Origin of the sequence: Embleya sp. NPDC050154, assembly GCF_044460165.1 — a bacterium.
In the GTDB taxonomy this organism is placed as follows: domain Bacteria; phylum Actinomycetota; class Actinomycetes; order Streptomycetales; family Streptomycetaceae; genus Embleya.
Window position 1 is genome coordinate 559,661 of the sequence record NZ_JBITJP010000005.1, and the last position, 12,137, is coordinate 571,797.

Here is a 12,137-nt window from a genome sequence, read left to right on the forward strand (position 1 = left end):
CACGGAGTCCCGCACGGGGACAGCGGTTTTCCCCGTGGACGCCGAACGCCGGGTGGGCCCGATCGGGCCCACCCGGCGTCCCGCGGACCGCGGCCGCTACCGCGCCGGCCGGAGCTTCAGCCTGTCCGGCGCCCGAGGACGAGCGAGCCGCGGGCCGCCCGCTCCGACCCCGGGGTCATTGCGCCTGGCTCGGCGACGACATGTTGAAATCGCGGACCCGCAACGGCGGCATCGCCGCGCGGGTGAACCAGTCGCCCCACTCGCGCGGGTAGGTGCGCTCCGTACGCCCCACCTCGACCGCCCGCCCGAGCACGTCCACCGGCGACTCGTTGAAGCGGTAGTTGTTCACCGCGCCGACCACCTCGCCGCCCTCGACCAGGTACACCCCGTCCCGGGTCAGCCCGGTCAGCAGCAGCGTCTGCGGATCCACCTCGCGGATGTACCACAGGCAGGTCAGCAACAGCCCGCGCTCGGTCGAGGCGACCATGTCCGTGATGCTCGGGCCGTCGGCCGGTCCGTCCAGGATCAGGTTGTCGATCTCCGGCGCGACCGGCAGCCCGGTCAGCTCGGCGGTGTGCCGATTCGTCAGCAGCGACGTGAGCACGCCGTCGGTGACCCAGTTCGTCCGCTCCAGCGCGAGCCCGTTGTCGAACACCGACGACGCGTCGCCGGAGGCGTGCGCGATGGTGAACGGCGCGCTCTCCAGGCCCGGGTAGGTCGGGTCGCTGTACAGCGTCAGCGGCAGCTCGCTGAGCCGATCGCCGATCCGGGTGCCGCCGCCCGGCTTGCTGAAGACCGTACGGCCCTCGTGCGCGTCCCGGGCGCCGCCCTGCCAGTACATGTAGACCATCAGGTCCGCGACCGCCGTGGGCGGCAGCAGCGTCTCGTAGCGGCCCGCCGGGAGGTCGAGCGTGCGGGTCGCCCAGGACAGTCGCGTGCCCAGGTCCGCGTCCATCGCGGCGAGGTCCACGTCGCGGAAGTCGCGGGTGGGCACGCCCGCCCACGCCGACCGGCTCAGGTCGGCCGACTTCGCGTTCAACTCGACGTGCCCGGTGGGCTGGTCGTGCCGCAGTCGCAGTCCGGCCGAGGTGCCCACGTAGGTCGAGGTCAACTGATGCGACGCGAACCCGTACAGCAGCCGGTCGCTCTCCCGGGCCCGCCCGAACGCGGCGCCCAACTCGGGCGCGAAGTCCGCGAACACCCCGATCGAGGTCTGCGCGGGCGCCTGGTCGAAGCCGCCGTCCGGGCCGCCGCCGGCCCCGAGCAGCGGTCGCGCGTCCTCGGCCGGTCCGGCGTCGCGCGCCGCCGCCTCCGCGGCCCGGACCAGGCCCTCCAGCCGATCCATCGTCACGCCGCCGCGCGAGACGATCCCGGACGCGGTGCCCTCGGTCCCCGCGACGGTGGCCACCACGGTGATCCGCCGGCCGCGCGTCTCGCCGTTGGTGGTCAGCGCGTTGCCCGCCCAGCGCAGGTTGGCCGCCGAGGTCTCCTCGGCGATCACCACGCAGCCGTCCGCCTTGGACAGCGCCAGCGCGCGCTCGACCGTCTCGTTCGGCCGCGTCACCACGGTCTGCCCGCTGCTCATCGACCCGCCTCCTGAACCGTGTTGAGGACCTTCACGCCGCGGAACAGCGCCGAGGGGCAACCGTGGCTGACCGCCGCGACCTGCCCCGGCTGCGCCTTGCCGCAGTTGAAGGCGCCGCCCAGGACGTAGGTGCCGGGACCGCCGACGGCCTCCATCGAGCCCCAGAAGTCGGTCGTGGTCGCCTGGTAGGCGAAGTCCTTGACCTGGCCGACGATCCGGCCGTCCTCGATCAGGTAGGCGCGCTGGCCGGTGAACTGGAAGTTGTACCGCTGCATGTCGATCGACCACGACTTGTCGCCGACGATGTACAGGCCCCGGTGCACCCGGCCGATCAGTTCGGCGGTGGACAGGTTGTCCTCGCCCGGCTGGAGCGAGACGTTGGCCATCCGCTGCACCGGGACATGGCCGGGGGAATCCGCGAACGCGCACCCGTTGGACCGGCCCAGGCCCTGCATCAGCGCCATCCGCCGATCGAGCTGATAGCCGGTGAGCACGCCGTTGGTGACCAGGTCCCAGCTCTGCGTCGCGACGCCCTCGTCGTCGAAGCCGATGGTGGCCAGGCCGTGCGGCACGGTGCGGTCGCCGGTGACGTGCATGACCGGCGAGCCGTACTCGAGCTTGCCGAGCTGGTCGAACGTGGCGAACGAGGTGCCCGCGTAGGCGGCCTCGTAGCCCAGCGCGCGGTCCAGCTCGGTGGCGTGCCCGATCGACTCGTGGATGGTCAGCCACAGGTTGCTCGGGTCGATCACCAGGTCGTACTCGCCGGCCTCGACGCTCGGCGCCTTGAGCCGCTCGGCGAGCAGGCCCGGCAGCGACGCCAGCTCCTCGTCCCAGTCCCAGCCCTCGCCCTTGACGTACTCCCAGCCGCGGCCGACCGGCGGCGCGACGGTGCGCATCGTCTCGTACGCGCCGGAGTCGCGGTCCACCGCGATCACGGTGAGCTGGGGGTGTATCCGGATCCGCTGCTGCGTGGTGGTGGTGCCGGCCGAGTCGGCGTAGAACTTGTTCTCCTGCACCACCATGCACGTGGCGTCCACGTGGTCCACGCCGTCGGCGGCGAGCAGCTCCCGACTCCACCGCGCGAGCAGTCCGATGCGCTCGGCCTCGGGTACGTCGAACGGGTTGATCTTGTACTTCGAGATCCAGGTCTTGTCCGCGTGCACCGGCTCGTCGGCCAGCGCGACGCGCTCTCCCGCCCCGGCCGCCTCGCTCACCGAGCGGGACACCCGGGCCACCGCGACGGCCTGTTCGGCGACGTACGTCACCGCTTCCGGGGTCAGGTCGACACCCGCGGCGAAGCCCCACGCCCCGTCGTGCACGACCCGGACCGCGAAGCCCACGTCGGTGGTGTCCGCGGCCGAGTCGGTTTTCCCGTCGCGCAACCGGAAGGACGCGTCTCGTACCCGCTCGAAGCGGAAGTCCGCGTGTTCGGCGCCCAGTTCCCCGGCTCGGGACAGGGCCGCGGCGGCCAGCTCCCGAAGGGGATAGGCGAGGAACGTCGGATCGATCTCGTTGGGCACCCATTCCTCCATACGTTCGGCCTGTCGGCTCGCGTCGTTCAGTCAACCAGACACGACGTCGCCGGCATTCCGGTCTGCCGGTCGGACCGGTCCGCTGGTCGGACGGGTCTTGCGCCCGGACAACCGGAACGAAACCTGCCGCGCGCAGGCCGGCCGGATTCGGTCGGTGGAGCCGATGATTCCGCTTCCCGCCGGCTCTTGTCGGGTTCCCACAACTATCGGTCCGCGGACGCTGTCCCGGACCGGATTCCCCTTACCCCGGGGTAGCCCGATAGCGTCATCGTGACGCAAGCCGACGGCCTGCGCGCGCGCATCCACAGGACGTCCGAGGACAAAGGAGTGATCCGTTGAGCCGGTCCGTACTGGTCACGGGAGGAAACCGGGGCATCGGCCTGGCCATCGCCCGGGCCTTCGCCGCCGACGGCGACAAGGTCGCGATCACGTATCGCTCCGGCGAGCCCCCGGAGGGCCTGCTCGGAGTGCGGTGCGACATCACCGACGGCGAGCAGGTCGAGCAGGCGTTCAAGGAGATCGAGGCCACGCACGGCCCGGTCGAGGTGCTGATCGCCAACGCGGGCATCACCCGCGACACGCTGTTGCTGCGGATGAGCGAAGAGGACTTCACCAGCGTCGTCGACACCAACCTGACCGGCACGTTCCGGGTGGTCAAGCGGGCGAGCAAGGGCATGCTGCGGGCCCGCAAGGGTCGCATCGTGCTGATCTCGTCCGTGGTCGGGCTGCTCGGCTCGGCGGGCCAGGCCAACTACGCGGCCTCCAAGGCCGGTCTGGTCGGCTTCGCCCGCTCGATCGCGCGCGAGCTGGGGTCGCGCAACATCACCACGAACGTGGTGGCGCCCGGCTTCGTCGACACCGCGATGACCGAGGTGCTCGGCGAGGAGCGCAAGGCGCAGATCCTCAAGGAGATCCCGCTCGCGCGGTACGCGGACGTGGACGAGGTCGCCGGCGTGGTCAAGTTCCTGACCTCGGACGCCGCGTCGTACATCACCGGAGCCGTCATCCCTGTGGACGGCGGACTTGGAATGGGGCACTGAACTCATGGGCGACCTGCTTGCGGGCAAGCGCATTCTCGTCACCGGCGTCATCACCGACGCCTCGATCGGCTTCCACGTCGCCAAGCGGGCCCAGGAGGAGGGCGCCGAGGTCGTACTGACCGGATTCGGCCGGCTCTCGCTGGTCAACCGGATCGCGAACCGGCTGCCCAAGCCGGCCCCGGTGATCGAGCTCGACGTGCAGAACCCCGAACACCTCGCGGCGCTCGCGGACAACGTGCGCGCGCACGTGCCCTCGCTCGACGGCGTCGTGCACTCGATCGCGTTCGGACCCAAGGACGCGCTCGGGGGCAACTTCCTCAACACCGAGTGGGCCGACGTGGCCACGGCCGTGCAGGTCTCGGCGTACTCGCTGAAGTCGCTGACGATGGCCTGTCTGCCGCTGATCGAGGCGAACAAGGGCGCCGGCGGCTCGGTCGTCGGCCTCGACTTCGACGCGCAGGTGGCGTGGCCGGGCTACGACTGGATGGGTGTCGCCAAGGGCGCGCTCGAGTCGACCTCGCGCTACCTGGCCAAGTACCTGGGTGAGAAGAACATCCGGGTCAACCTGATCTCCTCGGGCCCGGTCAAGACGATGGCCGCGAACAGCATCCCCGGCTTCGAGAAGTTCGAGGGTGTCTGGAACGAGAAGGCGCCGCTGGGTTGGGACCTGCGCGACGCGGACCCGGCCGCCCGGGGCGTGTGCGCGCTGCTGTCCGACTGGTTCCCCAAGACCACCGGCGAGATCATCCACGTCGACGGCGGCCTGCACGCCATCGGCGCGTAGCCGGATCACCGCGCGGCCGCGCCGCCGGGCATCATCCTCGGCGGCGCAACCGATCCACTCCGCAGCCCGATCGCCCGACCCGACAGGGTCGCGGCGGTCGGGCTGTGTCGTAGGGGCCGCGGGATCGGGACGGGTGCGTCGCCGCCCGTGGGACCGCGGCCCTGTTCGGGAGCGGCACGGGTGGGCGGACGGAAAACCGATCAGCCGGTGGCGGCGGCGATCGTCGCGGCGATGCCGATCAGCACGGTGATCAGCAGCATGATGCCCAGGATGCCGCCGAGCTGTTTGGCGGAGGATTTGTTCGGGTCCGGCGGCGCCAGCACCGTCTGGCGGATCTCGTCGTCCGCGCCGGACGCGGCGGCCTCGGCGGCCTTGCGGGCGAGGATCTCGTTGCGCGCGTTCGACCGCGCGACTTCCTCCGCGTGGGTGCGCTCCTCGCGGGCCTTGCGAGCGGCCATGGCCCGCTCGTACCGCTCCTTGGAGGATTCGCCAGATGTAGCAGCCATGGGACCGAGTTTCGCAGACCCGCCCCGTCGGACCGACCGGCGGGGCGCGGCCGTGCCCCGGCGGGTGAACGCCCGTCGGCGCGGAGCCGGCCGGGTGGTGGGGAACTCCCCACCTCGCCCCGGGCGTTGTGCACACGTGTCGACCCTCGTCCGATGTGTCCTTCCCCCGACTGGCGTTGCCCGCGTTTGCGCAGGTCAGCGGATTGATCGCGGAAGCTTCCCCTTACACGCATCCCGATTTGCCCCGACTGGTCACCACGAGGCTCGTTCTCAGGGGTAGGGCCAGCCCTACTACGCAGGGGTGCCTGCCCCCCGATCAAGACACCTGTCCGCAGGATGTGACCCCCGGTTGCCCGCCAATACCTTTTTCCGTGTCGAGGAAACCCTCGGCCGACGGAGAACACAGGAGCGGGGACCAATGGCATCCAGGCGTAATCTCGCCGCCTCGATCGGTGGCTGGAGTGCACAGCATCGCAAGACGGCGGTATTCGGGTGGCTGCTGTTCGTGGTGCTCGCCGTCGTCATCGGCAACATGGCGGGGTCGCAGGAGATCACCAAGGTCGACCAGGGCGTGGGGGAGTCCGGGCGGGCCGCGCGGATCATCGACGAGGCGGGGATCAAGGAACCCGCCGGCGAGATGGTGCTGGTGCGCAGCGACACGCTGCCCGCCCTGGACCCGAGGTTCAGGGCCGCCGTCGACGACGTGATCAACCGCGTCAACGCCGTGCAGATCAAGGGCAACAAGGGTCCGGCGACGGAGCACATGCGCTCGCCGTACGAGGCCGAGGGGGGCCTGTCCGCGGACAAGCACTCGGCGCTCATCCAGTTCGACATGGCGGGTGAGGAGGACAAGGCCGTCGACAACATCCAGCCCGTGCTGGACGCGGTGGCCGAGGCCCGCAAGGCGCACCCCGACGTGGCGATCGAACAGTTCGGTGACGCCAGCGGCGACAAGTGGTTCGAGGACACCATCGCCAAGGACTTCACCCGGGCCGAATGGACCGCCGTTCCGCTCGCGCTCGGCATCCTGCTCGTCGCGTTCGGCGCCGTCGTCGCCGCCCTCCTGCCGGTGGCCCTCGCGTTGACCGCGTTCATCGCGGCCGGCGGCCTGCTCGCGCTGAGCAGCCACCTGATGCCCGTCGGCGACAACGCGCAGTCGGTGATGTTGCTGATCGGTTTGGCCGTCGGCGTCGACTACTGCATGTTCTACCTGCGCCGTGAGCGTGAGGAGCGGGCCAAGGGACGCGACCCGGAGACCGCGCTGCGGATCGCCGCCGCCACCTCCGGCCGGTCCGTGCTGATCTCCGGCATCACCGTCATGGTCGCGATGGCCGGCCTGCTCCTGTCCGGCATCAGCGAGTTCAAGTCGATGGCCTCCGCGACCATCCTGGTCGTGCTCACCGCGGTGCTCGGTTCGCTCACCGTGCTGCCCGCGATCCTGTCGATGCTGGGTGACCGGGTCGACCTGGGCAAGATCCCCGGGCTGGCCAAGATGCGCCGTCCCACCGAGGGCAGCAAGATCTGGGGCAAGATCCTGGGCGTCGTGCTCAACCGCCCCAGGGCCACCACGGTGCTCGCCGGCGGTCTGCTCGTCGCGCTGACCGTCCCGATGTTCGCCATGAAGACCTCCGAGCTGCCGATCGACAAGGAACTGCCGACCTCGCTGTCGATCGTGCAGACCTACCAGCACATCGAGAAGGCGTTCCCCGGTGGTCCGGCGCCCGCCCAGATCGTGGTCAAGGCGCAGAACCCGGACGACCCCAAGCTCGCCGCCGCGTTCGACAACCTGCGCCGCGAGGCGGTCGCCAGCGGTCGCATGCACGAGCCGATCGAGGTCGAACGCCAGGGCACCACCAACGTCTTCAAGGTCTCGGTCCCGCTCGCCGGCAGTGGCAACGACTCGACCAGCGACAAGGCCCTGTCCACGCTGCGCGACAAGATCATCCCGAACACGCTGGGCAAGCTGGACGGCGTGGACGCCCCGGTGACCGGTAACACCGCCGGCTCCAAGGACTTCAACGACAAGCTCGCCGACGCGCGGCTGCCGATCTTCGCCTTCGTGCTCGGCTTCGCCTTCCTGCTCATGCTGGTCTCGTTCCGCTCGATCGCCATCGCCGTCACCGCGATCGTGCTCAACCTGCTGTCGGTGGGTGCCGCCTACGGTGTGATGACGCTGGTCTTCCAGCACGGCTACGGCGACTTCCTGGTCGGCACGGACGCACCCGGCGCGGTCGTCTCCTGGATCCCGATGTTCCTGTTCGTGATCCTGTTCGGCCTGTCGATGGACTACCACGTGTTCGTGGTCTCGCGCATCCGTGAGGCCTACGACAAGGGCATGGACACCAAGTCGGCCGTGTCGCACGGCATCCGCACCACCGCGGGCGTGGTGACCAGTGCGGCGACGATCATGGTCGCGGTGTTCGCGGTCTTCGGCACCCTGTCGATGCAGTCGATGAAGCAGTTCGGTGTCGGTCTGGCGGTCGCGGTCCTGCTGGACGCGACGATCATCCGCGGTCTGCTGCTCCCGGCCGTGATGAGCCTGCTCGGCGACCACAACTGGTACCTGCCCCGCTGGCTGAACTGGCTGCCGCAGATGGACCACGGCGACGAGGCGGTCGAGGTGCCGGCCCCCGCCGGCCGGCCGGTTCCCGCGTACGCCGGGGCGAACGGCTACGCCTCGCCGGGCTACGAGCCGGCGCACCCGGGGACGACCGGATACGACGAGGGCGTGTCCCGGTCGCGCCGGATCCCGCAGCCGCCGGTCGGCTGACCCGAACCGGACCGCCGCCGGAGGGATCCTGGCGGTGACCACCCTGTAGATCCGAGCAAAGCGCGGGTCGGGACCGGATACTCGGTCCCGACCCGTCGTGCGTGTCGGCTCCACCGACGCGATCCGGCCGGCGCCGGCGGTCCCGTCGATGGTGTGCCCAGGTGCCGAATCAATCGTGTACCGAGGCGCCGACCCGCAGTGCACAAAGGCCGATGTCTGAGAGGCTGAACCCATGGCATCCCACCGACAGCGCAATCTTGTGGTGATGAGGCACGCGAAGGCCGAGTGGCCCGACGGGCCGGACCACGAGCGACCCCTCGCCGAACGCGGCCGCAAGGACGCCGCCGAGACCGGGCACCGGCTGCTCGACCAGGGCATCACCCCCGATCTGGTGGTGTGCTCGCCGGCCGTACGCACCCGGGAGACCTGGCGTCTCGTGGGCAAGGTCTACGACCACAAGCCGCACACGATCTACGACGAGCGGGTGTACGAGGCGAGCGCGCAGGCGCTGCTGTACCTCGTCCAGGAGACCCCCGACGAGGTCGACACGCTGCTGCTGATCGGGCACAACCCCGGCGTGGCCACGCTGGTCAACGCGTTGGCGGGCAGCGGCGAGGACGACACGCTGGTCCGGCTCCGGGAGAAGTACCCGACCTCGGCCGTGTCGGTGCTGAGCCTGCACACCCCGTGGGCCGATCTTCGGGAGCGCTCGGCGCACCTGACCAGGTTCACCACGCCGGAGTCCTGACCCGCCGCGAAAAAAGCGGTGCCTCGAGACACCGCCTCGAAGCACCGCCTCGAACGCCGGACGGCCGCACTCGGCCCGTCCGGCGTTCGACGTCGCGGGACGCGTGTCCCGGTTCGGCGCTACACGTCGGCGGCGTCGGCCGCCTCGATCTCGTCGCGGGTGACGCCGAGCAGGAACAGCACGGTGTCCAGGAACGGCACGTTGACCGCCGTGTCGGCGGCCTCGCGGACCACCGGCTTCGCGTTGAAGGCCACGCCCAGACCCGCGGCGTTGAGCATGTCCAGGTCGTTCGCGCCGTCGCCGATGGCCACCGTCGCGGTCAGCGGGACGCCCGCCTCGGCCGCGAAGCGGCGCAGCAGTCGGGCCTTGCCCGCCCGGTCCACGATTTCGCCGACCACGCGCCCGGTGAGCCTGCCGTCCACCACCTCGAGGGTGTTGGCCGCGCTGTAGTCGAGCCCGAGCCGCTCCACCAGCGCGTCGGTGACCTGGGTGAACCCGCCCGAGACGATGCCCACCTGGTAGCCGAGCCGCTTGAGCGTGCGGACCAGGGTGCGCGCGCCGCGGGTGAGCACGACCTGCTCGCGGACCTTGTCTATGGCGTCCTCGTCCAGCCCGGCCAGCAGTGCCACCCGAGCGTGCAGCGACTCGGCGAAGTCCAACTCGCCGCGCATCGCGGCGGCGGTCACCTCGGCCACCTGGTCCAGGCAGCCGGCGTGTTCGGCCAGCAGTTCGATCACCTCGCCCTGGATCAGGGTCGAGTCGACGTCCATCACGATCAGCCGCTTGGCCCGGCGGCGCAGCCCGGCGGGCTGGACCGCGATGTCCACCCGGCGCTCGGCGGCCTCGGTGGCCAGTTCCAGGCGCAGCTTGTCCGTCTCGACGCCGGAGACCTGGAGCTCGATCGCGGTCACCGGGTACTTGGCGAGGCGGAAGATCCGGTCGATGTTGGCGCCGGTGGCCGCGATCCGGTGCGCTATCCCGGCGAAGGCGGTGGCCTCCAGCGGGTGGCCCAGGACGGTGACGTGCGAGCGGCCCTCGCCGCGCGGGCGGTTGTCGCCGACGCCGGAGAGGATCTCCGCCTCCAGCCGCTCGCCGTCCGCCCAGCGGTGCACGCCGGCCCGCAGCCGGCCCTCGTCGGCCGGCGTGGTGATCAGGACGCACAGCGTGAGCCGGCCCCGGGTGACGGTCTGCTCGACGTCGACGACCTCGACGGAGTGGCCGGCCAGGATCTCGAAGAGGCTCGACGTCACCCCCGGCCGGTCCTTGCCGAAGATCTTGACGAGAAGAGTGCGCGGCGCATTCATGATGCTTCACGGTACCGGCCGTTCGATGGCACACGCGTCGCCGGTCCACGGTACGAACACCGGCGCAGGGCCCGCGCCGGTCGGATCTACCCAGGCCAGGGGCCCGACCGGGTCGGACCCTGCGGATCGGGCGGCGGCGGCGGGCGGTACGCCGGGGCGGGTCTGTTCGAGTGCGGCGGGCCGGGCGGCGCGGGTGCGCCGGGGGCGGGCGGAGGTGTCGACGGGGGCCGGGAGGCGGGTCGGTCCTGCGGGTATGGCGCGCCCTGCGGGTACGGCCGAGGCGAGCCGGGCGGCGCGGCGTGGGTGGGTCGCGGCGGACCCGCGGCCGGCGGCGCGCCGGCGGGGTCGGTCCTGCGGTAGCGCACCCAGTCCGCGACCGCGCCGCCGATGAAGCCCGCGCACGCGCCCCACAGCAGCCCGAGCAGCACGGTCCACAGGTAGTCCGCGTGCAGCGACACCGACGCGCCCGGGGACATCACCCCGCCGAGGACGGTCACCGCGACCTTGAGCTGGAGCTCCATCAGGTAGGAGATCACCAGCAGGCCGCCGGCGAGGGCGACCGCGAAGCGCCACGCGTGCTGATGCGGACGCACCGAGGCCGGCGCGCGCATGGCCATCACGGTCGCGCCGAGCAGCAGGAGCAGCGCGGAGAACAGCGGTACGAACCACGCGCGCGAGTCCAGCTCCGCCAGCCGGTCGATTCGGATCGGCAGGCCCTCCCCGGCGGAGGCCTTGACCAGTTTGCCCAGCGGGCCGGGCAGACCGAAGGAGAAACCGCCGAACTCGGTGGGCGCGCTGCTGGTGGCCTTCCACGGGATGCCCAGGCCGAGCGAGGCGAGCAGCCAGACCGCGTTGGGCAGCGCGAACAACATGCCGCCGATCATCCGCTTGGGCGCGGGCGCGGCGGCGGCCACGAACGGGGTGCCCACGATCCCGGCGACCACTGCGGTGATCAGCACCGCGAGCAGACCGGCGACCGGGGCCCGCAGTACCGCGCGGTGCCGCAGCCACTTGAGCGGGAGCGGCCCGCGCGCGGACACCGCGACGGCGGCCACCAGGGTGATCAGCAACCACAGTGCGCCGAAGACCAGGGTGCCGCTCACGTCGGTCTCGAACCTGGCCGCCGCGCCCAGGTCGAAGATGCCCATCAGGTCCTGGGCGCCGCCGACCTGAGAGACGAACTGCTGGATCGGCAGCGAGTGTTCACCCGTCGACACCACCACGCCGAGTGCGGCCATGGTGAACACCAGGACCCGCACACCGTGCACGACCAGGTCCAGCGCGCCGATCACCAACCGGTGGCGGAGCGGGCGCAGGAACAACCAGCCCAGCACCAGCGCGCCGATCAGGCCGATGCCGAGCAGCATGATGTCGACCTTGCCGCTGCCCTGGGCGAGTGAGATGTCGCCGGTGAGTTGGCTGAGGATGTCGTTGCCAGGGGTGCCCTGTTCGGTCCCCTCGAGGTCGACGGTGCCGCCGACGGCCAGCGCGATCACCGCCGCGACCAGCGCGGGCATCGTGCCCGACCCCAGGTCGTCCGCGCCGAGCAGCCACAGCGCCACCCACGCGGCGACGGCCATCGCGACGAACGCCGCGAGCACCGCGCCGAGCGCGTGCAGCCAGGGCGCCACGCCGCCCCAGGGGGCGGGTCCGGCCGGTGGTCGGGCCGGAGGCGGATCGTGTTGCCGCGGTGCGTTGTGCTGCTGCTGGTTCCAGGACACGACCGCTCCTGTCACGTGCGACCCGGCTGCCGGTTGAGCGGGACAAACTCGACTATCGAGCGCCCCGACCCGCGCGTCAACGGATTCGGCCGGACTGCCACCCGTGCGGACGGCGGAAGTCGGCGCCCGACCGGCGGTTACGCACGG

The 12,137-nt window shown here is 71.3% G+C and carries 9 protein-coding genes; 4 read left to right on the top strand and 5 right to left on the bottom strand.

Annotated elements, in window-relative coordinates; genetic code table 11:
• Nucleotides 1–175: 175 nt before the first annotated feature.
• Together ACIBSV_RS14515 and ACIBSV_RS14520 are read right to left on the bottom strand one after the other, a co-directional pair.
• Nucleotides 176–1,585 (bottom strand): metallopeptidase TldD-related protein, encoded by a 1,410-nt coding sequence (locus tag ACIBSV_RS14515; protein WP_395862724.1) that lies wholly within the window; start codon nt 1,583–1,585, stop codon nt 176–178.
• Entirely contained in the window at nt 1,582–3,105 is a 1,524-nt protein-coding gene (locus tag ACIBSV_RS14520; RefSeq protein ID WP_395862725.1) for a TldD/PmbA family protein, read from the bottom strand. Before ACIBSV_RS14520 ends, ACIBSV_RS14515 begins: the two co-directional genes overlap by 4 nt.
• Nucleotides 3,106–3,452: 347 nt before the next feature.
• Between ACIBSV_RS14520 and fabG the strand changes: the two genes are divergently transcribed.
• On the top strand, nt 3,453–4,157 hold the full coding sequence (gene fabG, locus ACIBSV_RS14525) for a 3-oxoacyl-[acyl-carrier-protein] reductase (RefSeq protein ID WP_395862727.1): 705 nt from the start codon (nt 3,453–3,455) through the stop codon (nt 4,155–4,157).
• A gap of 4 nt (nt 4,158–4,161) precedes the next feature.
• The gene (gene fabI / locus ACIBSV_RS14530) at nt 4,162–4,941 is read left to right on the top strand and encodes an enoyl-ACP reductase FabI (RefSeq protein ID WP_395862729.1); all 780 of its coding nucleotides are present in this window, start codon (nt 4,162–4,164) and stop codon (nt 4,939–4,941) included.
• A gap of 200 nt (nt 4,942–5,141) precedes the next feature.
• Here the strand turns inward: fabI and ACIBSV_RS14535 are convergent, their stop codons facing one another.
• On the bottom strand, nt 5,142–5,447 hold the full coding sequence (locus tag ACIBSV_RS14535) for a hypothetical protein (RefSeq protein WP_395862731.1): 306 nt from the start codon (nt 5,445–5,447) through the stop codon (nt 5,142–5,144).
• A 418-nt stretch (nt 5,448–5,865) separates the two neighbouring features.
• Between ACIBSV_RS14535 and ACIBSV_RS14540 the strand changes: the two genes are divergently transcribed.
• Both ACIBSV_RS14540 and ACIBSV_RS14545 read left to right on the top strand, forming a co-directional pair.
• Nucleotides 5,866–8,217, top strand: coding sequence for an MMPL family transporter (locus ACIBSV_RS14540; RefSeq protein WP_395862733.1), 2,352 nt, complete (start codon nt 5,866–5,868; stop codon nt 8,215–8,217).
• Between the two features lie 232 nt (nt 8,218–8,449).
• Entirely contained in the window at nt 8,450–8,965 is a 516-nt protein-coding gene (locus ACIBSV_RS14545; RefSeq protein WP_395862735.1) for a SixA phosphatase family protein, read from the top strand.
• 119 nt (nt 8,966–9,084) lie between these two features.
• Here the strand turns inward: ACIBSV_RS14545 and serB are convergent, their stop codons facing one another.
• Both serB and ACIBSV_RS14555 read right to left on the bottom strand, forming a co-directional pair.
• Nucleotides 9,085–10,269, bottom strand: a complete 1,185-nt coding sequence (serB, locus tag ACIBSV_RS14550) for a phosphoserine phosphatase SerB (RefSeq protein ID WP_395862737.1) — start codon at nt 10,267–10,269, stop codon at nt 9,085–9,087.
• A gap of 86 nt (nt 10,270–10,355) precedes the next feature.
• Complete coding sequence (locus tag ACIBSV_RS14555; protein WP_395862739.1) at nt 10,356–11,990, bottom strand: streptophobe family protein; 1,635 nt, start codon at nt 11,988–11,990, stop codon at nt 10,356–10,358.
• Nucleotides 11,991–12,137 lie beyond the last annotated feature (147 nt).